Source organism: Dactylosporangium sp. NBC_01737 (assembly GCF_035963215.1).
Classification (GTDB): Bacteria; Actinomycetota; Actinomycetes; order Mycobacteriales; family Micromonosporaceae; genus Dactylosporangium.
On sequence record NZ_CP109153.1, the window covers coordinates 6,731,936 to 6,757,494 of the forward strand.

Sequence of the window (25,559 nt, forward strand, 5' to 3'; positions counted from 1 at the left end):
GCCGGCGCATCGGACAGGGAGCACGCCAGTGCATCGTTTTCTCATCGAACGCCAGATCGACGGCGCTGCCGACCTCACGCCGGCGCAGCTGGCCGAGATCGCCAAGACCTCCAACGCGGCCGTCGCGTCGCTGGGCGTGCCGTACACCTGGGTGACCAGCTACGTCGCCGGCGACAAGATCTACTGCGTGCACGAGACCGAGGACGCGGAGACCATCCGGGAGCACGCCCGCCGCGGCGGGTTCCCGGCCGACGTGGTGTCGGTGGTCGCCAACGAGTTCGGCCCGCAGACCGCGACGGCCGCCTGACGGATCGGCAGCCGCCGGGACTTCCAGGCCCGGCGGCGCCGCTCCTAGAGTCACCTCATGGACCTGTACGAACGCGACGGCGAGCTCGCCGCGCTGTCGCGCGCCCTGGCCTCGGCCGCCGAAGGCAGCGGCGCCGGGGTCGCGATCGTCGGCGAGGCCGGAGCGGGCAAGTCGGCGCTGGTCGAGGTCGCCTGCGCGCGGGCGGCCGGGCTGCGCGTGCTGCGCGGCGCCTGCGACCCGCTCGTCACGCCGCGACCGCTCGGACCGTTCCGCGACCTGATCCCCGGGCTGCGGCCCGCGGACCTGCACGACGCGCCGGCGGCGGCGTGCGAGTCGGCCTACGAGGCCCTGCGCGCCGAGCCGGCCGTGCTGGTCGTCGAGGACGCGCACTGGATCGACGGCGCGTCGGTGGAGGTGCTGCGCTTCCTGGTACGCCGGCTCGAGGTCATGCCGTGCGCGATCGTCGTCACGTACCGCGACGACGAGATCGGCGCCCAGCACCAGCTGCGGCCGCTGCTGGGCGACTTCGCCAAGCTCGACGGGCTCGGCACGCTGCGCCTGCGCCCGCTCACCGTCGACGGTGTGGCGATGCTGCTGCGCGGCAGCGGCCTGGACCCCACGCAGGTGCACCCGCTGACCGGCGGCAACCCGTTCTTCGCCGCGGAGGTCGCGAAGGAACCGGACCGGCCGCTGCCCGCCACGGTCCGCGACGCCGTGCTCGCCCGCACCGCAGGGATCGCACCTGAAGACCTCGAGGTGCTCCAGCTCGCCGCCACGGCACCGGACCGGCTCGCCGACCGGGTGCTGCCCACGCTGGGCGTGGACCTGCCGACCCTGCGGCGGCTGCACGACACGGGGCTGCTGCGCCGCGACCGGCAGGGCCTGGTGTTCCGCCACGAGCTCGCCCGGCTCGCGCTGGAGAGCACCATCCCCGCCGGCGGCGCGGCGCGCCTGCACGCGCGGCTGCTGGAGGCGCTCGAACGCATCGAACCGCGCGACCCGGCGGTGCTCACCCACCACGCGGTCGCCGCCGCCGACGCGCCCCGCGCGGCCCGCTACGCGCAGGACGCGGCCCTGGAGGCGGCCCGCGCCGGCGACCACACCGACGCCGCGGCGTTCCTGGAGATCGCGGTGGCGAGCCTGCACCGCGCCCCGCCCGGCGAACGCGCCCGGGTGCTGACCCGCCTGGGCTACGAGCAGTACATGACGAGCCGGCTCGACCTGGCGATCGGCAGCGTCAGCGCGACCTTCCCGCTGTGGCACGAGGCCGGCGACCGCGCCGGGCTCGCCGCGGCACACGAGTCGTGCGCGCTGTTCGAGTACTACAACGGCCGCCGCGAGCAGGCCGAGCACCACGCGGACCAGGCCGCGGCCGCCGCCGGAGCGGACCGGCGCGCAGTACGGCGCCGCGCTGGCCACGAAGGGCTACCTGGCGTACCTCAGGAGCGAGGCCGCCGCCGGACGGTACTGCGCGGACGCCGCCCGCATCGCCGAGGCGACCGGCGACGCCGCCCTGGCCCTGCGCAGCGCCGTCGTGCAGGCCGCGGCCGACCTCGCGCTCGGCGAGCCGGGCGCCCGCCGTCGGCTGCTCACGCTGATCGAGGACGCCAAGGCCCACGGCCTGGACGAGCTCGCCTCCAGCGGCTGGTCGAACCTGAGCTACCTCGACGTCGAGCAGCGCCGGCTGCGCGACGCCGAGCACGTCCTGGAGGAGTCCCTCGCGTTCACCGTCGCCCGGGACATCCCGATCTGCAACCACTGGCAGACCGCCGTCCGGGGGCGCCTGCGCTTCCTCGACGGGCGGTGGGGCGCCGCCGCCGAGGACGCCGCCGACGTGCTGGGCCGCGACGGCATGCCCCTGGCGACGCTGTGGCCGCACCTGATCAGCGCCCTGCTGCCGCTGCGCCGCGACGGCGCCGCCAACGGGCACCTCGACGACGCGTGGGCCGTCTCCGAGCGCCTCGACGAGCCGCTGCGCCGGCTGCCGGTGCTCTCCGCGCTCGCCGAACGGGCGTGGCTGACCGGCGAACCCGACCCGCGGGTGACCGCCGACCCGGCCGCGTCGACCGCGTCGGCCGCATCGGCCGTGTCGGCCGCATCGGCCGTGTCGGCCGCGACGGTCTGGGTCGCCGGTGACCTCGCCGTGTGGCTGCGCCGGCTCGGCATCGACGCCGCCACGGGACCCGTCGCCGAGCCGCACCGGCTCAGCCTGTCCGGGCGGCACCGCGAGGCGGCCGCGTGGTGGCGCCGCGCGGGCGCGCCGTACGAGGAGGCCCTCGCCCTCGCCGACTCCCCGGACGTCGAGGACCAGGTGCGGGCGGTCGAACGCCTCGACCTGCTCGGCGCCACCGCCGTGTCCGACCGGCTCCGGCGGGCGCTGCGCCGCCGCGGCGTGGCCCAGCTGCCGCAGCGGCCCCGGGCCGTCACCCGCGCCAACCCCGCCGGGCTCACCAACCGGCAGTTGGACGTGGCCAAACTGGTCGCCCGCGGGCTCACCAACGCCGAGATCGCCGGCAGGCTGTTCATCTCCGTCAAGACCGCGGATCACCATGTCTCGGCGGTACTGACGAAGCTCGGCCTCGCCAACCGTCGCGCCGTCGTCGTCCAGGCCGAGGAGCTCAACCTCTCCTGAGGGTGTGCGAGGCGGCGCCCGTACACGTAAGGTCGTCTCCTCGTGGGCAACATCGTCGAAGGTCTCGTGCCGGCGCGGCTGGGCACCGGGTTCCGGTGGCTGCTGGCGTCGTCGTGGACGAGCAACCTCGGCGACGGCATCGCGGTCGCCGCCGGGCCGCTGCTGGTGGCGTCGCTCACCGGCAACGCGTTCCTGGTGTCGCTGGCCGCGCTGCTGCGGTGGGCGCCGCCGCTGGTGTTCGGCCTGTACGCGGGGGTGCTGTCCGACCGCCACGACCGGCGGCGGATCGTCATGGCCGCCGACGGGTTCCGCGCCGTGGTGCTCGCCGCGCTGGTCGCCCTCATGCTCACCGACCACCTGACGGTGGCCTTCGCCCTCGCGGCACTGGGACTGCTGACGACCGCGGAGGTGTTCGCCGACAACGCCGCCGCGACCCTCACCCCGATGCTGGTGCACCGCGACGACCTCGTGATCGCCAACGCCCGCATCACCGCCGGGTTCCTCACCGTCAACCAGCTCGTCGGCCCCCCGATCGGCGCGGCGCTGTTCGCCGCCGGGCTGGCGTGGCCGTTCGTCGCGGAGGCGGTACTGGTCAGCGCCGGCGTCCTGCTGGTGTCCCGGCTCGTGCTGCCCAAGCAGGAGACCCCGGCGACGGAGACACCCGCCGGGGCGTGGCACGCGGTCGTCGAGGGGCTGCGCTGGACGGTGCGGCACCCCGCCGTGCGGACCCTGTCGCTGACGATCCTCATCTTCAACGTCACGTTCGGCGCCGCCTGGTCGGTCCTCGTGCTGTACGCCTCGCAGCGCCTCGGCCTCGGTGCCGTCGGGTTCGGCCTGCTCAGCACGGTCTCCGCCGTCGGCGGCCTGCTCGGCACCGGCATGTACGGCTGGCTGACCCGCCGGGTGAGCCTCGGCAACGTGATGCGGGCCGGCCTGATCGTGGAGACCCTCACCCACCTGGCGCTCGCGCTCACCAGGTCGCCGTGGGTCGCCTCGGCCATCTTCTTCGTCTTCGGCGCGCACGCGTTCATCTGGGGCACCACGTCGATCACCGTGCGGCAGCGGGCGGTGCCGACGCAGCTGCAGGGCCGCGTCGGCAGCGTCAACACGATCAGCGTCTTCGGTGGCCTGGTCGTCGGCTCGATGATCGGCGGCGCCCTGGCGACCCGCGTCAGCGTGACGGCACCGTTCTGGTTCGCCTTCGCCGGCTCGGCCGTCTTCGTGGCGCTGCTGTGGCGCGAACTCACCCGCATCGCCCACGCCGACGCCGAGACACCGCCCGCGCCTGCGACGGATTGACCGCCACACATCATCAGCCGGCCACGGCCACGAGACGGCGGGCGGCGACGACGGCGCCGTCGGTGGTGACGTCCCACGCCGTGGCACCCGCCCGCGCCTCCACCTCGGGCAGCAGGCCCCCGTGCAGCGCCGCGGCCAGGGTGCCGGTGCTCAGCGCGCCAAACGGCACTGACGTACCGATGCCCAATGCCCGCACCCTCGCCGCCCAGTAGAACTGGTCGCTGAACATGGGGACCACCACCTGCGGCACGCCGGCGCGGGCGGCGGCCACGGTCGTGCCCGCGCCGCCGTGGTGCACGGCGACCGCCACCCTCGGGAACAGCGCCCGCTGGTTGACGTCGCCGACCGCGATGCAGTCGGGGGCGTCGTCGACCGGGCCGAGCCCGGCCCAGCCCTGCGACAGCACGACCCGCCGGCCGGCGGCGCGCGCCGCCTCGACGACGGTGCGGCCGGCGTCCGGGGGCAGCGGCATGCTGCCGAAGCCGACGTACACCGGCGGGTCGCCGCCGTCCAGGAACGCCCGCAGCGGCGGCGGCAGCGGCGCGGGGTCCGGCAGCAGCCACGCGCCGGTCTGCGTGACGTCCATGCCCGGGGTGGCCGGCGCGGGCCCGAGGGTGGCGTCGGCGGCGAGCCACGGCCGGCCGGTCAGGTTGTGCCGCAGCACGTCGTCGATCGCCGGCAGGCCCAGCCGCGCCCGGTTGTGGTTGACCCGTTCCAGGGCCCGGGCGTTCCAGGCGGCGCGGGTGTCCGCCCACCGCCCTTCGTTGCCGCCGGGGTCGCCCGGTGTCCACGCCTGGCCGGGGGCGGGCGGCGGCGCGAGGTCCGGCGACGGCAGCGCCACCGGCGCGTAGACGGCGGCAACGTACGGCAGCCCCTCCCGCTCCGCGATCGACCGGGCGGCGTACTGGTGGGCGTTCGCGCCGAGGACGACGTCGCACCCCTTGACCGCCGCGCCGAGCGTGTCGAACTGGTCGGTGATGAGGTCCGGCACCGGCGCGGGCGCCGCCCCGGGCCGGGCCGGGCGCATCTGCACACCCATCGGCACCGCGTCGAACCCGTGCGCCCCGATCCACTCCAGGAAGTTCGGCGGCACGCACAACCGCACGTCGTGCCCGAGCCCGCGGACCTCCAGCGCGAGGGCCAGCACCGGTTGCACGTCGCCACGGGTCCCCGCTGACGACACCAGCACACGCATGGTCTTCTCCTTCGTCGGCCGTGAGCCGGATCGGCTCGCGGCCACGAATTCTGGACGAGGACCCGGGTCTTGCCGCAAGGCCACCACCCTGCTATATGTTCCATTGGGGGGAATTTGCGTACTGCGATGACACCTCGCTGCGGGCGTGGCTTCTGGGACACAATGCCCGGATGACCATGGACAAGCCCGCCGCCACGGCGCTGCCCGGAGCCGACTACTTCGACCAGTGGTATGCCGACATCGCCGGCTCGACGAGCCGGGACGCCGTCGTCGCCCGCCTCCTCGGGCTGCCGGCACACCTGCGGTCCACGGGGCTGCTCACCTGGCAGGGCATCGCCGAGGTGACCGACCGGCTCCGGCTGCCGCGCGGCGGGCTGCTGCTGGACATCGGCTGCGGCCGGGCCGGCTACGGCATCGAGATCGCCCACCGCACCGGCGCACGGCTGATCGGCGTCGACTTCTCCGCGACCGCCCTGCGGCAGGCGGAGTCCGCCGCCATGGAGCGGCTCCCGGCGGGCCGCGCCGAGTTCCACGTCGGCACCCTGCTGGAGACCGGGCTGCCCGGCGCCGCCGCGGACGCGCTGATGTGCGTGGACGCGGTGCAGTTCGCCGAGCCGCCGCTGGCCGCGCTGCACGAGTTCCGCCGGCTGCTGAAGCCCGGCGGCAGGCTCGCGCTGACGTGCTGGGAGGCCGTCGGCCCGGGCGACCCGCTCGTGCCGCCGCGGATCTCCGCCGTACACCTGCTGCGGGACCTGACCCGGGCCGGTTTCGCCGACGTCGACGTCCGGGAGCGTCCCGACTGGCGGCGCGCCGAGCGGACCCTGTGGGAGGCGGTGGCCGCGCAGTGCGACCCCGACGCGGCGATGCTTGCACTGCAGGAGGAGGGCCGGCGCTCGCTGGAGACGTTCGGCTCGCTGCGCCGGGTGTTCGCCACCGCCACGGCACCCTGACCTTTCTCGGGTCTCAGCACGTGCTGCGGCTTCTGCCGGCCTGGCTCTCCCGCTCCGGCTCTCCCGCCCTGGCTCTCCCGCTTCGGCTCGCCCGCCCCGGGTCACCCGGTCGCGGCGAAACCGGGCGGCCACCGGGTTAACACGGGCTGCGCTGGGCAGTGCGGCGGCATGCGTCCCACGGACCCGCCGGCCTGGCTGTCCCGGCTGGGCCGGTCGGGCTGGCTGGTCACCGGTGTCGTCGTGGGCGTGGCAGCCCTGATCGTCGGGCTGGGCCTGGTGCTGGCGGTCCTGGCACCATTGCTCGTCACCCTGGTCGTCGCCGCGGCGCTGCAACCGGCCGTCGCGTGGCTGCGCGGGCGCGGGGTGTCACCGGTCCTCGCCGCGCTCGCCGGGGCGCTGCTGGTGCCGGCGATCCTGGTACTGCTCGCCGCGCTGCTGGTGCACACCGTGTCGGCGGCCGGCGCGACCTGGACCGACGTCACGACCGACGCGGGGCGGCAGCTGCGCTCGGTGCTGGGCGCCGACCCCCTCGACACGCTGCTGGGTTCGGAGCAGTGGCGGGACGCCCTGGTCGGTGTCGGCTCGGTGCTGCTGAGCAGTGCCGCGCTCGCGGCGCAGGCGGCCTTCGGCGTGCTGATCGGCGCGTTCCTGCTGTACTACCTGTTCAAGGACGGCCCGGCGGGCGTCGCCGAGCTCGACCGGCGGCTGCCGCTGCGGCCGGGGCTGGCCACGCAGATGCTGGACAGCGCCGCGCTCCGGTTGCGCCGGTACGTCCTCGGCACCACCGTCGTGGCGGCCATGGACACCGTGGTCATCGCGCTCGGCGCGGTGGTGCTGCGGCTGCCGCTGATCGGCATGATCGCGCTGATCACGTTCGTCGCGGCGTACGTGCCGTACCTCGGCGCCTGGGTGTCGGCCGTCTTCGCGGTGGTCGTCGCCCTCGGCGCCGGCGGACCCACCGCGGCCGTCTGGATGCTGGTGATCGTGCTGGTGACGCAGAACGTCCTGGAGGGGGTGCTGCGGCCGTACGTGTTCGGCAAGGCCCTGGATCTGCACCCGGTCGCGATCCTCGCGGTCACGGTCGCCGGGGGTGCGCTTGCGGGGCTGGTCGGGGTGCTGCTGGCACCGCCGCTCGCCGCCATCGCCGTGTCATGGCGGGCGATGCTCCGCGACGGGTAGCGGCGCTGTCTCCGCGGCAGCGCGGGTTTCGCGGCGGCCACTGTTTGCGGCGGCGCGGGTTTTGCGGCGCGGGTTTGCGGCGGCGCGGTTTGCGGCGGCCTGGCCGAGGGGCGCCTCGGCGGACCCGGACGCGGGCGCGGACACCACGGCCGTCGCCATCGAGTCCCCCGGGCCGGCGACGGCCGCCCCCGATCCGCACGCCGCACGCCGCGGACGTCGGTGTCGCTACGATCGTCACCGTAGCGGGCGCGACCCGGTCCGTCCTGGTACTCCCAGTGCCACGGAGCCGGCCTGCAGTGGGGGGCGACAGCCGTGGTGAGAGCTGACCGGGACCAGGGACAGGCGGCCCGGCGGGAGGAGCTCGCGGCGTTCCTGCGGGCCCGGCGGGCGCAACTGCTCCCCGCCGACGTGGGCCTGCCCACGCACGGCGAGCCCGGTCTGCGCCGCACCCCGGGCCTACGCCGCGAGGAGGTCGCCGAGCTCGCCAAGGTCAGCGTCACCTGGTACACATGGCTGGAGCAGGGGCGCACGGTCTCCGCCTCCGAACAGGTCATCGACGCGCTCGCCCGCGCGCTGCGCCTGGACTCCGACCACCACCGGCACCTGCGCGGCCTGGCGGGCCTGACCGCCCCGGTGCCGCTGACCGCCGTCGACGACGTGGTCCCGCGGCTGCAGCGGCTGGTCGACGTCGCCCTGCCGTGGGCCGCGTCCATCTACGACCCGCACTTCGACTACGTGGTGTGGAACGCGTGCTACGCCAGGCTGCGGCACGACCCCGCGGCCACGCCCGCCGACCGGCGCAACCTGCTCTGGTACCTGTTCGCCGATCCGTCCTGCCGGGCCGGGATGAGCAACTGGGAGGCTGCCGCGCGGGCGGTGCTGAGCCAGTTCCGGTCCGCGGTCGGGCAGCGCCCGGACGACGACCGGTCCCCGGCGATGGTCGCGCTGCTGCGCGACGCGAGCGCCGAGTTCCGCACCTGGTGGGACGAGCACCCGATCCGCTACTTCCGGCCCGCCACGATCACCGTGGACCACCCTGGGCTCGGCGCCGTGGAGCTGGAGATGTTCCAGGTGCGCCCGGTCGAGCACGCCGACCTGCTGATGGTGATGCAGGTGCCGGTCGGCGAGGCGGACCGCGAGAAGGTCCGATCGCTGACCGGTCCGGCCGGCGACGGTCCGTACCATCGACGATGACGATGCTGACAGCCACCTCTGAAGGTCGCTGTGGTCCGCCTCGAGCTGCGTCGATCATGTGTGGGTCGACGTCGTCGCGTTCCGTACGGGCGTCGCCGACGCCCATGACAACCGTGACCCCGCGCGCGTACGCCGGCGCCGTGTCGCTGCACCGACCCTGCGGGTAGGGTCGCGGCATGACGGTGACCCTGCGCGAGATCGGCGACACCAACCGCGAGGCGGTGCTGGCGCTGCGGGTCGCACCCGGGCAGGGGCGATTCGTATCCTCGGTGCGTGACTCGCTGCGGCACGCGGAGGAGAAACCGGCCGCGAATCCGTGGTTCCGCGCGGTGTACGACGGCGACGAACCCGCCGGATTCGTCATGGTGAGCTGGGACGTCCGATCCGCCGCCGCGGGCCACGATCCGTCCTCTTCGGCTGTGGGCGACGGATCGTGGATGCTCTGGAAGCTGCTCGTCGACGAACGGCACCAGGGTCGCGGTCTCGGCGCCGAGATCATCCGGCAGGTCGCGAGCCTGGTGCGGGACGCCGGTGGCGCGCAGTTGCTGACGAGCTACGTGCCGGGTGACGACGGGCCGGCCGGGTTCTACCGGCGGCTCGGGTTCGTGCCGACCGGCGAGGTCGACGACGGCGAAGTCGTCGCGCGGCTGACCCTGTAGGCCGGCGCACGCCCCGCAGGACCGGATCGGCACGCGCCCGCTCCGCTGCGAGGCCAGTGGGTACCGGTCGAACCACTGCTGCCGGCACCGAACACCGGTGGCCGACCTGAGTCGTTCGTCTTCGCCGACGACGGCTTCGCCGGTGAGCTCGTCGACCGGGCCACCACGATCCTTCGCACCACGCTGCACATCGTGCGCAAGCCCGCCGACCAGCAGGGCTTCGCCGTCATCCCCCGCCGGTGGTGCGTCGAACGGACCCTCGCCTGGCTGACCGCCCACCGGCCTCGCGCGCGACTACGAACGCCACCCCCACCACATCCGAGGCCACCGGAGTGCGGCGCCGCGTGTGGCTGGGCAGGACTGCGCGCGGCAGGTGTCACTCTGCATACTCGTGATCATGAGTTGGCCCGAGGACTGGCAGGCGCGAGTGGACGGAACAGCGTGCAGGTTCTGCGCGGAGGGACGTCCGCAGGAGTCGGCGGTGGGGGTACGTATCCATGCAGGCGATGTCAGCGATGCGTATCTGTCCCGGCGGGCGATGGTGCGAGGTTACGCGGTGGTCATCTGGCGAGGCTCGCATGTGATCGACCCGCACCACTTGTCCGCGCAAGAGGCCGCAAGCTTTCATCTGGAGACGTTGCGGGTAGGTGCGGCGCTGGAGCAGTACTTCGAACCGCTAAAGATCAACTATTCGACGTTGGGTAACCGCGTGCCGCATCTACACACGCACGTAACCGCCCGCTACTGGGACGATCCGGCACCGGGCGGTCCGCTGCCCGACGGGCCGAACTATGAAGTGCCACCGGACCAGCTCGCCGCTGACGCTGCTGCCCTTCGCCTGGTCCTTCGCTGAGCGCACTCGTGCAAGATCCCGTCCGCTGATGCGGCATGGCGCCTCGACGCACGTTGCCCGAAGCCTCACGCCCACTGAAGCGCCGCACGCCTACATCCCGGCGAAAATTGATCTCCGGCTTCTCGTGCTCCGTTGCTTACCCTGCACGGAGTGTCAGTGGTCGCGGAGGAGGGTGCCGGCGCCGTACAGCTTGTCCTGGATGCCGTTGTTGCGCAGGGCCATCCACCAGGTGGCGGCGTTGATGGCGATCACGGGCTTGCGCAGCCAGCGTTCGGCCTCGTCGGCGAGGCGGACCATGGACAGGTTGGTGCCGCACTGGACGATGGCGTCGACGTCGGGGCCGTCGACCTCCAGGATTGCGGCGCGCAGTTCGTCCTCGGTGACGTGGGCGATCGACACGGCAGTGGGGCAGCGCAGGCCCTTGATGCGCACGACCTCGAAGCCGAGCTCGGAGAAGAAGCGCACCACGTTCTCGTCGCCGATCGGCTGGTACGGGGTGACCACGCCGATGCGGCGGGCGCCGAACAGGTGCAGGGCCCGTTCGCACGCCTCGGCGCCGGTGGCGACCTGCAGGCCGGTGATGCCGTTGATCTGGGCGACGAACTCGCGGTTGCCCTCGACGCCGCCCCAGAAGGTCTCCGCGGACATGCCCATGACCATGAAGTCGGGCTCGCAGGTCAGGACGCGCTCGCAGGCGTGGCCGATCTCCTCGCGGATCTGCAGCAGGAGGTTCTCGAAGCCCTCGTCGCTGGACAGGTCCTGGTTGCGGATGTGGATGCGGGAGAAGTGCGCGGTCACGCCGGGCACGCCCATGGCGTAGAAGTCGGGTTCGACGATCGTGTTGGTGGAGGGGGCGATGACGCCGAACTTGTGGCGCCAGCCCAGGGCGTCGGTCATGCGGGCACCTTCGAAGAGTCGGTATGGGCGCGGACGGTCAGCCACGCCGCGGTGAGGAACGCCAGCTGTGCAAAGGTGTTCGTGCCCTGTTCGATCCACTGCATGCGCAGCGTCTCGTGCGAGGGGGAGTTGCGCAGCGGCACGAGCGCGGTCACCAGGACGATGCCGAGCGTGTAGAGCGCAATGGCGGTCCTGGCCCGCCGCCGGCCGGCGTACACGGCGCCGATGACGCTGACCGTGGTCACGCCGGCGGTGGCGAGGATGAAGACGGGTTTCATGGTGCCGGCGACCACAGCGCCGCCGGCCACGGCCGCGTAGACGGCCGCGAACGGCCACCACGGCGCCGTGGGCAGCAGCGCCCAGACGAGGGTGACGGCGCCGACGGACATGAGCGGGAACAGGGCGCCTTCCAGCCATGGCAGGTCGACGCCGGATCCGGCCACCAGCAGCTTCCACACCGATTTCGCGAGGCCGCCGGCGCCGATGAGCACCGCGCCGACCTTCGCGGCGGGCACCCGGGATTCCCGGCAGAGACCCGCCAGGAGCCAGAAACCGCACAACGCGAGCAGCGTCGGTACGAAGTCCTCGACCGCGAGGATCACGGGGTAGTCGGTGGTGGTCATGCGAAGAGGTCCCGCTTGCGGAAGGCGGCGGTGGCGAACCGGCCGAACGCCTTGGGGGTGGTGAGCCAGGCGACGCGGCCGCCGTTGGGTACGCCGGCGAGGACGCGCTGGGCCAGCCACGGCGTGACGGTCTCGACCTTGTCGGCGAGGATGTTGAAGATCTTCTTCGCTTTGGCGAACTCCTCCGGGGTGTAGTCACGCGAGAGCAGGTCCGTGACGACCATGCCGGGGGAGAGGTGCGCGACGGTGACCGGCGAGTCCTTGCCGAGTTCCTTGGCGAGTGCGTCGGTGAGGTACGTGACGGCTCGTTTGGTGGCGCCGTACGCGGTGAGCCCGGCCGCCTTCTGGTTGCCGGAGCCGAAGCCCTCCATGTTCCACAGGGCCCCGTGGCCCTGGGCTCGCATGGCCGACAGGACGACGGCGCTGGCGTGTGCGAGGCCGCGGAGGTTCACGTCGATCACCGCGTCGAGCTGCGCCGGTGGCAGGTCCCACAGCGGTGCTCGGGCCGTGGACACGCCGGCGTTGTTGATCCAGATGTCGACCGGGCCGTACGCGGCGACCGCCTCGTCCCACAGTGCCCGCACCGCGGCGCGGTCGGTGACGTCGGCGACCACGCCGCGCAGCTTCGGGCCGTTGTCCGGGAACGCGCCCGCCACCGAGGACAGGGAGCGTCCACAGTAGACGACGGAGCAGTCCCGGGCGAGGAACTCACGCACCAGGCCCTGACCGATGCCGCGGGTCCCGCCGGTCACCACGACGACGGTCATGCGGCGCTCCACGTGAGCGCACCGTGCAGCACGCCGGCGAGGGTCGCGCCGTCGTACACGCGGTAGGCGACGGCCAGGGACGTGCCCGCGCCCATGCCGGGGGTGGCGTCGAGCATGAACTCGCGGCCGGTCACCTTCACCACGTCGGTGAAGTGGACGGTGGCGTAGTTGGCCCGGCCGAACGCGATCGCGTTGCCCCACGCCTGCGGCCCCTCGTAGAAGGAGCGGAACCCGTCGCGGCGCCAGTCGACGGTGTACGTGCGGTCCAGGGCGCCGGACCAGGTGACCGACAGGCGGGTGCGCAGCAGGTCGACGGGAGTGAGCGCGACGGTGACGGTGACCGGGCCGATCAGCTTCTGGTCGGGGCCCCACAGCTCACACTGTCCACTGTAGATTCCAGCCTGCTTGGTCGGCAGGATGAACGGCACGGGGCCGTTGCGGGTCTCGGCGGCCAGGTGCTCCCGCAGCGCGGGCCCGTCGATGCCGCGTTTGTAGACGCCGTTGAAGCAGCCGACGACCGCCGGGCCCTGGTACAGCATCGAGGAGTACACCTGGGTGTCGTCGCCGAGCACCTGGTTCCACGTGTTCAGGTCGACCTGCCAGCCTGGGCCGTAGTAGTGCGCGTCGACGAAGGTGCCGTAGGGCTGGCCGGTGCCGTAGAAGTCGGGGCCGGTGTAGATCCGGTCGGCGTCGGAGTCCACGACGCCGAACGCGAACGGGGCGCCGAGCCGGAACCGCCCCGCGAGGGGGCCGCCGCCTTCGAGGCCGCCGTCCATGTAGTACGTGGTGACGCCGTCCTCGAAGACCGACGAGCGGCGGATGTCCTCGTACCCGCGCCAGGTGCCGTCGGCGTCGAACAGGCTGGGCCGCCCGTGCCACTCACCGGCGATGCGCTGCTGCCACTCAGAGGGAGACGTCACGTGAGCGGCCCGCCCATCAGCACGTCGCGGATCTCGTCGGAGGCCGGCTCGCCGAGCAGCCGCGACACCTGCGCCCACACCGGGTCGACCTCGGGGCTGAACAGGTTGGCCCGCACGGTGCCGTCGCGGGCGGCCAGGTCGGTGTCCGCCAGGGACTCGATGACCGGCGCCGGCAGCCCGGCGGAGACGAGTTCGAGCCAGTGCGCGACGTACGCCTCGACGATCGGGGTCATGCCCTGGAACGCCGCCTCGTCGGCGCGGTGCACCAGCATCCACGGTGACATCAGTGCGTGCTGGCGCGGGCCGATGTGCGCCCGGCTGAGCCCTTCGCGCTGTGAGGCCTCCTCGTACAGGCCGGTCAGCGGGTGGTAGGCGCTGTCCATGTAGGACAGGTGCGACGACAGCTCGGCCCGGGGGATCAGGTCCAGGTGGTAGGCGTAGTAGGCGCCGCCGTGGACGGAGTCGAGCGTGAAGTGCGGCACCCCGGACCTGGATGCGGTGAACGCGAACACCATGTGGCTGTCGAGATTGATCGGCGGGACCACCAGGCCGACGTACACCATCCGGGAGATCTCGCCGTCGCCCTGCCACACCCGCATCGTGCCGACGGGCGCCGGCGACATGGGCGAGCGCAGCTCCCGGTAGGGCGAGCCGACCTCGGCCAGGCCCAGGGACTGCTGCCGGGCGAGGATCGTGTCGAGCGCCCGGGTGGCGAGCGCGAAGGGCAGGGACATCACGATTCCTCCAATGTGCCGTTGTCCTCGGCGTCGCGGCGGGCCTGCCCGATCCGCTCCGCCTCGGCGACCGTGGGGTGCTCGCCCTTCGCCTTGTGCACCCAGGCGCGGGCGAGCTCGGGGTTCTCCCGCCGGGCGGGTGAGGCGATGACCGTCGCCTCGCGGCGCGGGACGTCGCCCATGATGCGGTCCTCGTCGCTCAGCAGCCAGCCCTGCTCGGCGAGCTCCTGCCGGCGCCGGCGGTAGTGCACGGCGATGAGGTCGCTCTTCACGTGCAGCTCGGCGCCGAGGTCGAACGGCAGCAGCTCGGGGCGGACCTTGTCGACGACCGGCGCGTCCTGCCCGAAGATCTTCGCGACCCGCTGGATCGCGTTCTTGTCGGCCCAGTTGCCGGTGAAGAAGTCCCGCAGCGCGACCCATTTCACCAGCGTGGTGGTCTCGTCGATGGGGATGTTGGTGTCGTAGATGATGAGGTTGCCCATCGGCAGCCGGACGTGCAGCTTGATCATGTTCGGCAGCATCCAGCCGGCGGTCGTGGCCACCGGCGGCCGGTCCGCCAGGTTCTTGCCGCGCCTCCCGACGATCGACCAGATGCCCTTCGGCGCGGGCGGGTGCAGCCGCACCGTGGCGAACGCCGACCATTCGTCGGGGATCTCCAGCTCGTACTCCTCGACGTCGGGCCGCTCCGGGTTGCCGAAGGCGCCTGCGTGCACGAACGGCGTGTGCGCGATGTCGCAGCCGTTCTCGAGGATCCGTTCGTAGTTGGACTTCCACAGGTACTCGCCGGTGACGGCCTTGAACCTGCCGCCGTTGCCGACCAGGTCGTCGAACTCGGGCCAGACCGGGATCGGCGGGCGTTCCTCGGCCGGGAGGTCACCGAGGAACACCCAGACGAAGCCGTAGCGCTCCTCCACCGGGTACGAGTCGACCCGGGCCTTCTTCGGGATGCCCCGCCCCGGCTGGTTCGCCGGGATCTTCACGCAGCCGCCGCCGGGCTCGTACTCCCAGCCGTGGTACGGGCAGACGATCGAGTCGCCCTTGACCCACCCGCCGGACAGCGCCGCGCCGCGGTGGACGCACAGGTCCGACAGCGCGACGGGACGGCCCTTGGGGGTGCGGTACAGCACCAGCTCCTGCCCGAGGCAGGTGGCTCGCAGGGGTTTGGTGGTGACACGGTCGGCGAACTCGACCGCGTACCAGAAGTTCTTCAACATCAAGGCTCCTAGCGGCGCCGGACGGACACCAGGTCCTGTGGGAACGTGTCGAGTGCGGCGGGGTCGCCGCCGCGCAGGTGGATGCGGAGGAACGCAGCGAGGAGGCCGGCGATCGCGCCGCGGGCGGTGGCACCGCCCACAGTGGACGGACGGTCGAGGAACGACCGGGCCGCGGTGGGGTCGGCGGGCTCCACGACGCTGAAGTGGTTGGCCCCGGCCAGGGTGGCCAGGACGTGGGCACCGTCGTGATCGTTCAGCGCCTCGTCGAAGGTGCGGCTGACCGGGTCGTGCCGCCCGTCCGACGCGGCGCCGTACCGGTCGGCGGAGGCGGCGATGACGCCGTCCTCGGTGCCGGCGAGCAGCAGCACCGGCGAGTCGACGAGCGCCTCGGCGATGTGCCCGGCGGGCCAGCCGAGCATGGTGGAGACCATGGTGTGCGCGCCGTAGGTCGCGACCGCCCGCACCTGCGGGAAGAAGCGCCCCGACTGCAGCGCCACGGTGCCGCCGGCGGAGTGGCCGAACAGCGCCACCCGGTCCAGGTCCAGCGCGCCCTGCAACGGGCCCGCCACGCTGTTCAGGGAGGCGAGCTGGTCCAGGACCGGGGAAAGAGCCTGGCAGGTGGGGCCCTCGCCGTACGTGTCGGGGCGGGCCAGGGCCAGGTCCACGCCGGGTGTGATGCCGACCTGGCCGGCGAACAGGGGGCCGACCCAGTCGTAGGTGACGGTGGCGAAGCCCTGCCGGGCGAGCTCGACGGCGAGCCAGCGGTAGGCGTCCTGGCCGACGTTGATCCCGCTGAGCACCAGGACCACCGGGTAGGGAGCGCCCGAGGGGTCGGCCTGGAAGACGCCGCTGAGGCGCTCGGTGTCCGACCCGGTGACCAGCGCCGGGTAGTGCACCTTCAGGTGGGCGGTGGCGTACGGCTCGGGCGCGCCGGGGATCGTCACCGCGGACCACAGGGAGCGGACGGTCATGGGCGGGGCAGTTCGCGGTCGCCGCCCCAGAGGGCGCGCACGAGACGCTGGGTGGTCTCCTCGCCGAAGTACCGCACGCCCATCACGTTCGCCGGGTCGCGGTCGGCGATGTTGCGCCGGGTCGCGAGGTCCCGCTCCCGCAGCGCGTCGCGCTCGTCCAGCGGCACCTCGTCGGCCGCGTCGACCCATCCGAGCCACCGGTCGACCTGGGCGTGCAGCACGTCGCTGACCACCTTGAGGTTCCGTGACGTGCGCTCGAAGGAGTACACGTAGGCGTTCGGGGACAGCGAGGCGCGGATGAACGGGGCCCGGCTGGTGAACCAGGCGAACTCCGGGTCGGCCTTGTGTTCCAGCCACGCGTCATTGGTCGGCGCGTAGTAGCGGTCGAAGTAGTCGCCGTCGACGAGGATGTCCGTCCGCGGGATGTAGTCGGTGTAGAACCAGCCGCCCGGCCAGCACAGCAGCGCGATGCCGAGGTGCGGCACCTTGATCTGCGGCCCGAGCCAGCAGGTCAGGTGCAGGTTGACGAAGCTGCGTGACGGGTCGCCCAGCCACGAGTGCACCATCCAGTCGACCTCCGGCCCGCTGTAGGCGGACACCCGGCCGCCGGGGCCCTCCGGATACGTGCCGTACTGCTCCAGCATCTGCGTCGACGGGTCGCGGGTTGTGGCGAACCTCGCGTCGATCTTGGCCTTGAGATCCGCCAGGAGCTGCTGGAACTGTGCGAAGGTGTCGTGGACGTCGACGACGGGCGAGGCGTCGAGCATCTCCTCGACGTGCTGGACGGTTTCCTCCACGCGTTCACTCTCCAAGATATGCGGCCAGCTTTGGAAACAGTGTTTCCCTACGGGTAACGGATGTCAACGGGTCAGTGCGCCGACGAGTTGCCAGGGCCGCCCGTCGAGCAGGTCGGTGCCGCGCGAGACGAGCTTGTTGCGGCTCTGCGCGGGCGCCAGGACCGCCGTGGCGACCCGCGCGCCAGGTTCGACGGCAGTGACGACCGGGTGGCTGATCCGGCCCGTGAACGGGCCCTCCCAGGCGGTCCACAGCGTGAAGTCGGGGCTCAGTGCATAGAAGGCGGACGGGTGCTCCAGCGGCGCGGCGGCCACGACGTTGAGCCGGTTCTCCGCCGCGCGCTCCGGCAGCCCGAGGTCCAGCTCCCACGCCTCCGAGGGGGTGAACGGCACCGCGACCACGTCGGCGCCGGCGATCGCGGCCAGGCGGAACACCTCCGGGTAGATGGCGTCGTCGCCGACCACCACCGCGAGCCGGCCCCACGGCAGGTCGAACGTGGCGAGGCCGTCGCCGTGGCGGCCGACCCGGTCGCCGAGCCGCGCCACGGGGTGCAGCTGCAGCTGCCGCCCGATCACACCGGTGCCGGACACGACGAGACCGGCGTGCGCACCGTCCTCCAGGACGCTGGTCACCGCGACCGCGTCCGTGTCCTGGAGGAGCTCCCGCAGCGCGGGCGCGACCCAGGGCTCCTGCAGCTCCGGCAGCACCAGCAGGCGGGCACCGGCGGCCAGCGCGTCCCGCACGCCCCGGCCGAGGTCGTCGGTCGCCCGTACCACGGCCGCATGCAGCGACTCGGCGGCCTGTGGCCGGACGGGATCCTGGGGCGGGCGGCCGATCGGCGCGTAGACGGGCCCGCGCCGCGCGGTGAAACGGTCGGTGCCGTCGGGACGGCGCTTGTCCCTGGCCAGGGCCGGGTCGATGTCGGCGACCACGACCGCCTCGCCGGTGCGCGGGCCCTTCGCCACGACGGTCCCGTCCGGCGCCACGATCTGGCTCTCCCCGGCGCCGTGCAGCCACTCCGGCGGCACCTTGAGCCCGGCGCTGATGGCGCCGAGCTTGTCGGCGGGCAGCAGGGGGCCGACCTTGTTGGCCGCCACGACCCAGACCCGGTTCTCCGCCGCCCGCACCGGGATGTGCAGGCTCGCCTCGTCGGTGGCGAACGAGTTGAGACTGTTGAGCAGCACCTCCGCGCCGCGCAGCGCGAGACCGCGGGCCACCTCGGGTGCGACGCCCTCCATGCAGGCATACATCCCGACGGTACCGAAGGCGGTGGCCATGACCGGGCCGTTCTCGGTGCCGCGGTGCAGGTGGTCGTTCTCGCTGCCCATCAGGGTCTGCTTGTCGCTCTGCCCGGCGAGCGTGCCGGCAGGGTCGAACAGCAGGTTCGTCCCGGTGGTCCGGCCGTCGTCGCGGGCGAGCGTAACGTTGATCTTGATGTGGATCTTCAACGACGCGGCCCGTTCGGCGATCGCGGTCAGGAACGCGTCGCCGGGCCGGCAGGCCATGCGCCGGGCATGGTCGCGGTCGTCGTACCACGACAGGTGGTTGCAGAATTCCGGCAGGACCACCAGATCCGCGCGCTCGGCGGCGGCCTGGTCGATCATCCGCAGACAGCTCGCGAGGTTCGCGGACACGTCCTGACCGACGGCGAACTGGACAGCGGCAACCCTCACGAGGGCCTCCTGGTTCCTCTAGCGGAACAGTGTTTCCCGAACATACACTCGCCGCGCGATCCGGCGAAAGACGCGCGATCCGGCGGAAGAGAGGTCGAGTGTGGTGCTGACCCATGTGGTGCTCATGAAGTTCGTGGATCCGGCCGACGCGCCGAAGGCCAAGGAGCTCCTGGAAGGCCTGGTGGGCGTGGTGGCGCAGGTCCGCTCGATGCAGGTGGGGCTGGACACCGTGCACAGCGCCGTGTCCGCCGACCTGTGCATGATCACCACCCACGAGGACCACGACGACCTGGTGGGGTACCAGTCGCACGAGGCGCACCTGGAGGTCGGCGGCTGGCTCCGGCCCCGCCTGGCGTCCCGGGTGGTGGTCGATTTCCCGGCATAGAACCCCCGCCGGTGGGCAGTACCGGCGACGATGATGAGGGGCCGGGCGCTCGCCATCGCGCTGGTGGCGTCGTTCATGACGCTGCTGGACGTGAGCATCGTCAACGTGGCCATCCCATCCATGCAGGCCGACCTGCACATGGGCTCCAGCGGGCTGCAATGGGTGCTGTCCGGCTATGCGCTGACGTTCGGGCTGCTGCTGGTGCCCGCCGGCCGGTTCGGCGACGCGCGCGGGATCCGGCCGGTGTTCGTCGCCGGTCTGCTCGGGTTCACGGCCGCCAGCGCCGCGGCCGGCGCGGCGCAGAGCGAGGCCTGGCTGGTCGTCGCGCGGCTGGTCCAGGGCGCCTTCGCGGGCGTGGTGAACCCGCAGGTGACCGGCCTCATCCAGCGGCTGTACGCGCCGCCGGAACGGGCCCGGCCGTTCGGTCTGCTGGGCGCCACGATCGGGATCGCCACCGCCGCCGGGCCGCTGCTCGGCGGGGTCATCATCCAGTTCGCGGGGACCGGCGACGGCTGGCGCTGGGTGTTCTACATCAACGTGCCGGTCGGGCTCGTCGCCGCCGTGCTCGGGTGGCGCCTGCTGCCGCGGCAGCCCGGCGAAGGCCACCGGCACGAGAGCCTCGACCCGGTCGGCGTCCTCCTGCTGGGCCTCGCCGTCATCCAGATCCTGCTGCCCCTCATCGAGCAGCGGCACTGGTACCTCGTCGGCACCGGGATCCTCACGCTCGGCGGGTTCGTCCGGTGGGAGCTGCGCTATCCCGGGGTGCCCCTCGCGGACCTGCAGCTGTTCCGGCAGCGGTCCTACGCGCTCGGCACGATCGTCGTGCTGCTCTACTTCGCCGGGTTCACCGCGAACTTCTTCATCCTCACCCTGTACCTGCAGCGCGGGCAGCACTTCACGGCGCTGCAGGCGGGCCTGGCGATCACCCCGTTCGCGCTCGGCTCGGCCCTCGCCGCGTTCGCCGGCGGGCGGATCGTCAACCGGTTCGGCCGTCCTCTCGTCGTGGCCGGGCTGCTCACCGTCATCGCCGGGCTGTCGGGCACGCTCGCGGTGCTGTACACCGTGCACTCACCGTGGGCCCTGTCGGCGCCGCTGCTGGTCGCCGGCCTCGGCAGCGGCCTGGTCATCACCCCGAACCAGACGCTCACCCTCGCCGACGTGCCCGTCGACCGGGCCGGCAGCGCCGCCGGCGTCGTGCAGACCGCCCAGCGGGTCGGCGCGGCGTTCGGCATCGCGGCGATCGGCGCGGTGTTCTTCGCCCGTCTCGCCGCGACCTCGGGCGACTGGGCCGCGGCGTTCGAGATGGCGTTGACGGTGGCGATCGGGTTCCTGGTCCTCGCCCTCGCCGCCGCCGCGACCGATGTGGCGCTGTCCCGCCGGTGAGTCAGACGGGGTACGCGGTGGGGGACAGGCCGACGCCGCCGGCGCGGAACGCGGCCGGGGCGTGCACCACGCACGTCTGCACGTACTCGGCGAGGCCCTCCTCGGCGTACTCGCGGCCCCAGCCGGAGCGTTTCACCCCGCCGAACGGCGCCCGCAGCGACATGCCGGTGCGGTTGTGCGTGTTGACGAACGCGAAGCCGGCCTCGAAGCGCCGCGCGAACGCGAACGCCCGCTCCTCGTCGGCGCTCCACACCGACGCGCCCAGCCCGAGGTCGTCGTCGTTGGCCATCGCCAGGACCTGCTCCTCGGTGTCGTACAGGACCAGCGGCACGACCGGGGCGAACTGCTCCTCACGGATCAGCGCCGCGTCGGGCACCGGGTCGACGACGAGCAGCGGGGGCGAGAAGTAGCCCGCCTGCTCGTCGTAGCCGTCGCCCTCGCGGCCCAGGTCGATGACGCCGGCCGCGGTGTGGTCGGCGGCGAGGGCCAGGTCGAACGCGCGGCTCTGGGTGGCCGCGCTGATGACCGGCCCCATCGTGACGCCGTCGGCGAGGGGGTCGCCGACGACCAGGACCCGGGCCGCGGCGGCCACGTAGGCCTCGACGAACTCGCCGGACCGGTCGCGGGGCACGTACAGCCGCTTCGCCGCCATGCACACCTGCCCGGCGGTGGCGAAGCTCGCCATGACGAGGCGCTCCAGGCTCGCGTCGTCGAACGGCGCGTCGGACAGGAACACGGCAGGGTCGTTGCCGCCGAGCTCCATGACCGTCGGGATGAGCCGGTCCGCGGCCGCCGCGGCGATCGCCCGGCCGGCGTCCTCGCCGCCGGTGAAGGCGACCTTGCGCACCAGCCGGTGCGTGACGAGCGCGGTGACCAGGCCGGCGTGGCCGTGCAGGACCTGCACGGCGGCCTCCGGCAGGTGCGCCTGGAACAGCCGGACGACCCGGTCGACGGTGAGCGGGCCCAGCGGTGAGGGTTTGACGATGACGGTGTTGCCGGCCGCGAGGGCCGCGGCGAGCTTGAGCATCGCCAGGATGACCGGCGCGTTCCACGGCGTGACCGCGACGACGACGCCGTAGGGCTTGCGGATGCTCAGCAGCCGCCCCCGCGCGTCGTCGAGCTCCCGGTCGGCGTACGCGGCCGGCGCGTACTCGATCACCCACCGCAGGTGCTGCACCGCGAACCCGACCTCCCCCCGGCAGTCGGCGAGGGGTTTGCCGATCTCGCGGGCGAGCAGGACCGCGAGCGCCTCCCGCTCGTCGTCGATCGCCTCGGCGACGTCGCGCAGCGCGGCGAGCCGCCCGTCGACCGGCGTGCCCGACCAGCCCCGGAAGGCCGCGTGCGCGGCGCGGACGGCGTCGTCGACCCGGTCGGGGATGTTGCGGGTGACGGGCACGACCCGGCCGACGATCTCGCTGTGCCGCGCCGGGTTCTCCCGCTGGATGCTCACGCCGCCCCTTCCCGCAGTGACGCGATCATCGAGGACCGCAGCAGGTGGGCGCGGGCCGCGACCGGGTCGGCGGCCAGGGCGCGCAGCTCGTCGGCGTAAGCCGAGGCACCGCCGGAGCGCAGCTTCTCCCAGTTGCTGTGGGTGGTCTTCTGCACGTAGTTGCGGGCGACGTCACGGCGGGCCGCGGCGGTGGCCGTGACCGCGTCGTCGTCGCCGGCCGCGACGGCCCGCGCGAGGAGGACCGCGTCGTGGATGCCGGAGTTCATGCCCATCCCGCCGAGCGGGTTGTTGATGTGCGCGGCGTCCCCGGCGAGCAGCACCCTGCCGGTCCGGAACGACGCCGCGACGCGCTGGTGCACGCGGTACAGGGTGGTGTGCGCGACCCGCCACGGGTGACCCGGGTCGGCGACGCCGAGGAGCCGGTCCGCCAGCCGGGCCTTCTCCACGTCGTCGGGGGTGTCCGGCGGGGTCGGCAGCAGCACCCGCCAGTGGTCCGGGGTGCGCAGCACCACCAGCCACTCGACCGGGTCGAAGAGGTAGTTCACCTCGGCGATGCCGGGCAGCAGCGCGGTGAGGTCCTCGTCGGTGGAGCCGACCAGGAACCGGTCCGGGTAGGTGATGCCCTCGAACGCGTCGCCGAACAGGGACCGGCGCACGGCGGAGTTGGCGCCGTCGGCCCCGATCAGCCAGTCGCCGCGGAAGGTGTCCCCGGCGTGGACCGTCACGCCTGCGCCGTCCTGGGCGAGGCCCTCGACGCGCTGTCCGAAGTGGACGGTGCCCGGCGGCAGCAGCGGCAGCAGCAGCCGGGTCAGCTTGCTCTGCTCGCACTGGAGCCGGAAGGGGTACGGCGTGTCGCCGGCGAGCAGTGCCATGTCCAGCTCGGCGATGACGCCGCCGCCGCGTTCGCGGTACTGGAAGCGGGGCGAGACCAGGCCCTGCGCGAGCAGTGCGGGCAGGACGCCGAGCTCGGCGAGCATCTCCAGCGACGGCGGGTGGAACGTGGAGGCCCGCGACTCGGTCGCCAGGGCGTCGCCCGCCTCCAGGACGGTGACGTCGACGCCGAGGCGGTGCAGGGTGAGCGCGGCGGTGAGCCCGACGGGCCCGGCACCGGCGACGATCACGCTCATTCCGTCACCTCCGCTGCGCTCCGGCGCCGGCCTGGGCCAACGCTGCGCTCCTGATTCGCGGCCCCTCCGCTGCGCTCCGGACCACTCATGCGGGCACCTCCGGGGCGTAGCGGGCGTCCAGTTCGAGGGCGCCGTCCTGGCCGACGAGGTCCGTGAACGCGTCCCACGGCAGGCGGGGGACCGCGCCGGCGTGCCCGTCGGCGGCGATCGCGGCGTACGCGGTGCGGGCCGCCTCCAGCGCGGCGAGCAGCGGCGCGACCGGGTGCAGGACCAGGCGGACGCCGAGGCCGGCGAGGTGGGCGTCGGTCAGGCCGGCGGTGACGCCGCCGGCCTCGGAGCGGTTGACGACCAGTGGCACGCCGGGCAGCGCGGCATGCACGGCGGCCAGGTCGCCGGCGCCGGAGACGCCCTCGACGAACACCGCGTCGGCGCCGGCGTGCACATATCGCACAGCACGGGCGATCGCGTCGTCGAGGCCGGTCACGGTGTACGCGTCGGTGCGCGCGACGACCACCAGGCCGGTGCCGGCCTCGGCGACCGCCCGGATCTTCGCCGCGGCGGCGCCGGCGTCGAGGAGTTCCTTGCCCGCCAGGTGCCCGCAGCGTTTCGGGCTGACCTGGTCCTCCAGGTGCAACCCGGCGACGCCGGCGGCAGCGTACCGCCGGGCCGTCCACACCGCGTGCAGGGCGTTGCCGTAGCCGGTGTCGGCGTCGGCGAGCAACGGCACGCCGCCCAGCGCGGGCACGACGGTGGCGGCCGCGTCGGCGATGTGGGTGCCGTGCACGTAGCCGAGGTCGGGCAGCCCGAGCCGCAGCGCCGACACGGCCGCGCCGGACAGGTGCACCGCGGCGGACCCGGCCCGCGCAGCGAGGGCGGCGGTCAGCGGGTCGTACACGCCGGGCAGGTGCGTCACGCCTTCGTGGTGCAGCAACGCCCTCACAGGGCGAAGCCGTTCTCGACGCCGGTGACCCGCGGGTTGGTGAAGAAGCGCAGGGTCTCGGCGGTGCCCTCCTCGCCGAGGCCGGAGACGCCCCACGCGGGGCGCGGCGTGAACAGGTGCAGGCTCATCACCGAGGACCCGTTGACCTTCACCTCGCCGGCCCGGATGCGCCGGGCGACGGCGAGCGCGGCCCGCTCGTCGGTGCCGAACACGTAGCCCTCCAGACCGTAGGCGGTGTCGTTGGCCAGGGCGACGGCCTCCTCGACGGTGCCGTAGCCGTGCACGGTGGCGACGGGGCCGAAGATCTCGTGCCGCGCGGGTTCCTCGGCGGCGCCGGTGACGAGGGCGGGCGCGAAGAAGTTGCCGCCGGCGGGCACGTCGGTGAACGTGTGCGCCTTGCCGCCGAGGTCCAGCATCCGCGCCGCGACGAGCGCGCGGTGCCCGCTGTGGATGAGCGGGCCGAGCTCGGTGGCCGGGTCGGCGGGGTCGCCGACGCGCAGCGCGGCGAGGCGCTCCCCGATCGCGGCGAGCAGCGCCGGGAGCAGGTCGTGCGGCGCGACGAGCCGGCCGAGCGCCCGGCACCACTGGCCGTTGAGGGTGGTGAGCAGGTCCACGGCGGCGCGGGCGGCGGCGTCGACGTCGGCGTCGGGCAGCACCACGAGGGGTTGTTGCCGCCCAGCTCCAGCTGCGCGGGCTTCAGCCCGGAGCGCACTGCCCGGCGACGGCCCGGCCGCCGGGCACGCCGCCGGTGAACGACACGGCCCGCACCCGCGGGTCGCCGACGAGCGTCGCGCCGACCTCCGGCCCGCCGTGCAGCAGCTGCAGCACGCCGGGCGGCAGCAGCCCCGCGACGGTCTCGACGAGCAGCTGGGTGCCGGCCGGGGCGTACTCGCTGGGTTTGACGATGGTGGGGCAGCCCGCGGCGAGGGCGTTGGCGGCCTTGTGCGCGGCCATCGGCGCGGGCGCGTTCCACGGCACCAGGCACAGCGCCGGCCCCCACGGCAGCAGCTCCACGGTGACGGGCCGGCCGTCGTCGCGGGTCACGGTGCGGGTGAGCCAGCCCTCGCGCAGCTGCGCGGCGGCGAGCCGGAACGACCCCGTCACGATGAACCCCAGCGGCGTCGCCTGCCGGATCGGTACGCCGGTGCTCGCGCTCTCCACGGCGACGATGCCGCCCACGGCCGCCTCGAGAGCGTCGGCGCAGGCGTCGAGGAGGTCGGCGCGCTCGCCGGCGGGACGGCCGCCCACGGCCCGGCGGCGCGGTCGGCGGCGGCGAGGGCGGCCTCGACCTCGGCGCGGGTGCTGCCGAGCTGCGGGCCGAGGACGGCGCCGGTCGCCGGGTCCTCCAGGGTGCCGTTCAGGGTCCGGGTGGCCGGTGCCCAGGTGCCGTCGACGAGAGAGCGGGCCGGCAT

27 protein-coding genes are annotated in these 25,559 nt (G+C 73.5%); 11 read left to right on the forward strand and 16 right to left on the reverse strand.

The features are described 5' to 3' along the window. The first annotated feature begins 28 nt into the window (after window positions 1-28). From OHA72_RS30475 to OHA72_RS30490, 4 genes are read left to right on the forward strand one after another with little or no spacing between them, the layout of a single operon-like run. Entirely contained in the window at window positions 29-307 is a 279-nt protein-coding gene (locus OHA72_RS30475) for a DUF4242 domain-containing protein (RefSeq protein ID WP_327011221.1), read from the forward strand. Window positions 308-364: 57 nt separating this feature from the next. Further along, window positions 365-2,443 carry an AAA family ATPase gene (locus tag OHA72_RS30480; RefSeq protein ID WP_327011222.1) on the forward strand — a complete coding sequence of 693 codons (2,079 nt, stop codon included), beginning with the start codon at window positions 365-367 and terminating at the stop codon, window positions 2,441-2,443. After that, window positions 2,412-2,939: a helix-turn-helix transcriptional regulator gene (locus OHA72_RS30485; RefSeq protein WP_327011223.1), complete on the forward strand. Its 528-nt coding sequence runs from the start codon at window positions 2,412-2,414 to the stop codon at window positions 2,937-2,939. The genes OHA72_RS30480 and OHA72_RS30485 overlap by 32 nt, the downstream gene beginning before the upstream one ends. A 42-nt stretch (window positions 2,940-2,981) precedes the next feature. Then, window positions 2,982-4,238, forward strand: coding sequence for an MFS transporter (locus tag OHA72_RS30490; RefSeq protein ID WP_327011224.1), 1,257 nt, complete (start codon window positions 2,982-2,984; stop codon window positions 4,236-4,238). 13 nt (window positions 4,239-4,251) lie between these two features. Here the strand turns inward: OHA72_RS30490 and OHA72_RS30495 are convergent, their stop codons facing one another. Further along, on the reverse strand, window positions 4,252-5,433 hold the full coding sequence (locus tag OHA72_RS30495; protein WP_327011225.1) for a glycosyltransferase: 1,182 nt from the start codon (window positions 5,431-5,433) through the stop codon (window positions 4,252-4,254). A gap of 170 nt (window positions 5,434-5,603) precedes the next feature. Between OHA72_RS30495 and OHA72_RS30500 the strand changes: the two genes are divergently transcribed. The 5 genes from OHA72_RS30500 to OHA72_RS30520 all read left to right on the forward strand — a co-directional run bounded on the left by OHA72_RS30500 (window position 5,604) and on the right by OHA72_RS30520 (window position 10,268). Continuing rightward, window positions 5,604-6,383: a class I SAM-dependent methyltransferase gene (locus OHA72_RS30500; protein WP_327011226.1), complete on the forward strand. Its 780-nt coding sequence runs from the start codon at window positions 5,604-5,606 to the stop codon at window positions 6,381-6,383. A 168-nt stretch (window positions 6,384-6,551) separates the two neighbouring features. Then, the gene (locus OHA72_RS30505; RefSeq protein WP_327011227.1) at window positions 6,552-7,562 is read left to right on the forward strand and encodes an AI-2E family transporter; all 1,011 of its coding nucleotides are present in this window, start codon (window positions 6,552-6,554) and stop codon (window positions 7,560-7,562) included. Window positions 7,563-7,874: 312 nt separating this feature from the next. Next, window positions 7,875-8,756, forward strand: coding sequence for a helix-turn-helix transcriptional regulator (locus OHA72_RS30510; protein WP_327011228.1), 882 nt, complete (start codon window positions 7,875-7,877; stop codon window positions 8,754-8,756). 176 nt (window positions 8,757-8,932) lie between these two features. After that, window positions 8,933-9,415: a GNAT family N-acetyltransferase gene (locus tag OHA72_RS30515; protein ID WP_327011229.1), complete on the forward strand. Its 483-nt coding sequence runs from the start codon at window positions 8,933-8,935 to the stop codon at window positions 9,413-9,415. Between the two features lie 397 nt (window positions 9,416-9,812). Further along, a complete protein-coding gene (locus OHA72_RS30520; protein WP_327011230.1) occupies window positions 9,813-10,268 on the forward strand; it encodes an HIT family protein in 456 nt (151 codons plus the stop codon). Between the two features lie 153 nt (window positions 10,269-10,421). Here the strand turns inward: OHA72_RS30520 and OHA72_RS30525 are convergent, their stop codons facing one another. From OHA72_RS30525 to OHA72_RS30565, 9 genes are all read right to left on the reverse strand, one after another. After that, window positions 10,422-11,165, reverse strand: a complete 744-nt coding sequence (locus tag OHA72_RS30525) for a maleate cis-trans isomerase family protein (protein WP_327011231.1) — start codon at window positions 11,163-11,165, stop codon at window positions 10,422-10,424. Next, a complete protein-coding gene (locus OHA72_RS30530) occupies window positions 11,162-11,788 on the reverse strand; it encodes a hypothetical protein (protein ID WP_327011232.1) in 627 nt (208 codons plus the stop codon). Before OHA72_RS30530 ends, OHA72_RS30525 begins: the two co-directional genes overlap by 4 nt. After that, the gene (locus tag OHA72_RS30535; protein ID WP_327011233.1) at window positions 11,785-12,555 is read right to left on the reverse strand and encodes an SDR family NAD(P)-dependent oxidoreductase; all 771 of its coding nucleotides are present in this window, start codon (window positions 12,553-12,555) and stop codon (window positions 11,785-11,787) included. Before OHA72_RS30535 ends, OHA72_RS30530 begins: the two co-directional genes overlap by 4 nt. Then, window positions 12,552-13,475 (reverse strand): hypothetical protein, encoded by a 924-nt coding sequence (locus OHA72_RS30540; protein ID WP_327011234.1) that lies wholly within the window; start codon window positions 13,473-13,475, stop codon window positions 12,552-12,554. The genes OHA72_RS30535 and OHA72_RS30540 overlap by 4 nt, the downstream gene beginning before the upstream one ends. Continuing rightward, window positions 13,472-14,209 (reverse strand): hypothetical protein, encoded by a 738-nt coding sequence (locus OHA72_RS30545; protein ID WP_327011235.1) that lies wholly within the window; start codon window positions 14,207-14,209, stop codon window positions 13,472-13,474. Before OHA72_RS30545 ends, OHA72_RS30540 begins: the two co-directional genes overlap by 4 nt. After that, window positions 14,209-15,423: an aromatic ring-hydroxylating dioxygenase subunit alpha gene (locus tag OHA72_RS30550; RefSeq protein ID WP_327011236.1), complete on the reverse strand. Its 1,215-nt coding sequence runs from the start codon at window positions 15,421-15,423 to the stop codon at window positions 14,209-14,211. The genes OHA72_RS30545 and OHA72_RS30550 overlap by 1 nt, the downstream gene beginning before the upstream one ends. A gap of 8 nt (window positions 15,424-15,431) precedes the next feature. Further along, on the reverse strand, window positions 15,432-16,394 hold the full coding sequence (locus OHA72_RS30555) for an alpha/beta hydrolase family protein (protein ID WP_327011237.1): 963 nt from the start codon (window positions 16,392-16,394) through the stop codon (window positions 15,432-15,434). Then, entirely contained in the window at window positions 16,391-17,191 is an 801-nt protein-coding gene (locus OHA72_RS30560; RefSeq protein WP_327011238.1) for an oxidoreductase, read from the reverse strand. Before OHA72_RS30560 ends, OHA72_RS30555 begins: the two co-directional genes overlap by 4 nt. Window positions 17,192-17,254: 63 nt before the next feature. Further along, window positions 17,255-18,862 carry a carbon-nitrogen hydrolase family protein gene (locus OHA72_RS30565; RefSeq protein ID WP_327011239.1) on the reverse strand — a complete coding sequence of 536 codons (1,608 nt, stop codon included), beginning with the start codon at window positions 18,860-18,862 and terminating at the stop codon, window positions 17,255-17,257. 103 nt (window positions 18,863-18,965) lie between these two features. Here OHA72_RS30565 and OHA72_RS30570 point away from each other — a divergent pair, with 103 nt between their 5' ends. After that, a complete protein-coding gene (locus OHA72_RS30570; protein ID WP_327011240.1) occupies window positions 18,966-19,247 on the forward strand; it encodes a Dabb family protein in 282 nt (93 codons plus the stop codon). Window positions 19,248-19,277: 30 nt separating this feature from the next. Beyond that, a complete protein-coding gene (locus OHA72_RS30575) occupies window positions 19,278-20,630 on the forward strand; it encodes an MFS transporter (RefSeq protein WP_327011241.1) in 1,353 nt (450 codons plus the stop codon). A 1-nt stretch (window position 20,631) separates the two neighbouring features. Here OHA72_RS30575 and OHA72_RS30580 read toward each other — a convergent pair whose 3' ends face one another. The 6 genes from OHA72_RS30580 to OHA72_RS30605 all read right to left on the reverse strand — a co-directional run bounded on the left by OHA72_RS30580 (window position 20,632) and on the right by OHA72_RS30605 (window position 25,559). Further along, window positions 20,632-22,080 (reverse strand): aldehyde dehydrogenase family protein, encoded by a 1,449-nt coding sequence (locus OHA72_RS30580; protein WP_327011242.1) that lies wholly within the window; start codon window positions 22,078-22,080, stop codon window positions 20,632-20,634. Beyond that, window positions 22,077-23,207 (reverse strand): FAD-dependent oxidoreductase, encoded by a 1,131-nt coding sequence (locus tag OHA72_RS30585; protein ID WP_327011243.1) that lies wholly within the window; start codon window positions 23,205-23,207, stop codon window positions 22,077-22,079. The genes OHA72_RS30580 and OHA72_RS30585 overlap by 4 nt, the downstream gene beginning before the upstream one ends. A gap of 85 nt (window positions 23,208-23,292) precedes the next feature. After that, complete coding sequence (locus OHA72_RS30590; protein ID WP_327011244.1) at window positions 23,293-24,120, reverse strand: isocitrate lyase/PEP mutase family protein; 828 nt, start codon at window positions 24,118-24,120, stop codon at window positions 23,293-23,295. A 23-nt stretch (window positions 24,121-24,143) separates the two neighbouring features. After that, a complete protein-coding gene (locus tag OHA72_RS30595) occupies window positions 24,144-24,806 on the reverse strand; it encodes an aldehyde dehydrogenase family protein (RefSeq protein WP_327011245.1) in 663 nt (220 codons plus the stop codon). Window positions 24,807-24,843: 37 nt separating this feature from the next. Beyond that, window positions 24,844-25,326: an aldehyde dehydrogenase family protein gene (locus OHA72_RS30600; protein WP_327011246.1), complete on the reverse strand. Its 483-nt coding sequence runs from the start codon at window positions 25,324-25,326 to the stop codon at window positions 24,844-24,846. Further along, the gene (locus OHA72_RS30605) at window positions 25,248-25,559 is read right to left on the reverse strand and encodes a hypothetical protein (protein ID WP_327011247.1); all 312 of its coding nucleotides are present in this window, start codon (window positions 25,557-25,559) and stop codon (window positions 25,248-25,250) included. The genes OHA72_RS30600 and OHA72_RS30605 overlap by 79 nt, the downstream gene beginning before the upstream one ends.

Excerpts from the sequence above, each read along its gene's own strand:
- OHA72_RS30575 (WP_327011241.1), top strand. The coding sequence starts at position 19,278 with ATGATGAGGGGCCGGGCGCTCGCCATCGCGCTGGTGGCGTCGTTCATG.
- OHA72_RS30515 (WP_327011229.1), top strand. The coding sequence starts at position 8,933 with ATGACGGTGACCCTGCGCGAGATCGGCGACACCAACCGCGAGGCGGTG.
- OHA72_RS30520 (WP_327011230.1), top strand. The coding sequence starts at position 9,813 with ATGAGTTGGCCCGAGGACTGGCAGGCGCGAGTGGACGGAACAGCGTGC.
- OHA72_RS30545 (WP_327011235.1), bottom strand. The coding sequence starts at position 14,209 with ATGTCCCTGCCCTTCGCGCTCGCCACCCGGGCGCTCGACACGATCCTC.
- OHA72_RS30505 (WP_327011227.1), top strand. The coding sequence starts at position 6,552 with ATGCGTCCCACGGACCCGCCGGCCTGGCTGTCCCGGCTGGGCCGGTCG.
- OHA72_RS30550 (WP_327011236.1), bottom strand. The coding sequence starts at position 15,423 with ATGTTGAAGAACTTCTGGTACGCGGTCGAGTTCGCCGACCGTGTCACC.
- OHA72_RS30525 (WP_327011231.1), bottom strand. The coding sequence starts at position 11,165 with ATGACCGACGCCCTGGGCTGGCGCCACAAGTTCGGCGTCATCGCCCCC.
- OHA72_RS30495 (WP_327011225.1), bottom strand. The coding sequence starts at position 5,433 with ATGCGTGTGCTGGTGTCGTCAGCGGGGACCCGTGGCGACGTGCAACCG.
- OHA72_RS30585 (WP_327011243.1), bottom strand. The coding sequence starts at position 23,207 with ATGAGCGTGATCGTCGCCGGTGCCGGGCCCGTCGGGCTCACCGCCGCG.
- OHA72_RS30535 (WP_327011233.1), bottom strand. The coding sequence starts at position 12,555 with ATGACCGTCGTCGTGGTGACCGGCGGGACCCGCGGCATCGGTCAGGGC.
- OHA72_RS30530 (WP_327011232.1), bottom strand. The coding sequence starts at position 11,788 with ATGACCACCACCGACTACCCCGTGATCCTCGCGGTCGAGGACTTCGTA.
- OHA72_RS30480 (WP_327011222.1), top strand. The coding sequence starts at position 365 with ATGGACCTGTACGAACGCGACGGCGAGCTCGCCGCGCTGTCGCGCGCC.
- OHA72_RS30555 (WP_327011237.1), bottom strand. The coding sequence starts at position 16,394 with ATGACCGTCCGCTCCCTGTGGTCCGCGGTGACGATCCCCGGCGCGCCC.
- OHA72_RS30500 (WP_327011226.1), top strand. The coding sequence starts at position 5,604 with ATGACCATGGACAAGCCCGCCGCCACGGCGCTGCCCGGAGCCGACTAC.
- OHA72_RS30605 (WP_327011247.1), bottom strand. The coding sequence starts at position 25,559 with ATGCCGGCCCGCTCTCTCGTCGACGGCACCTGGGCACCGGCCACCCGG.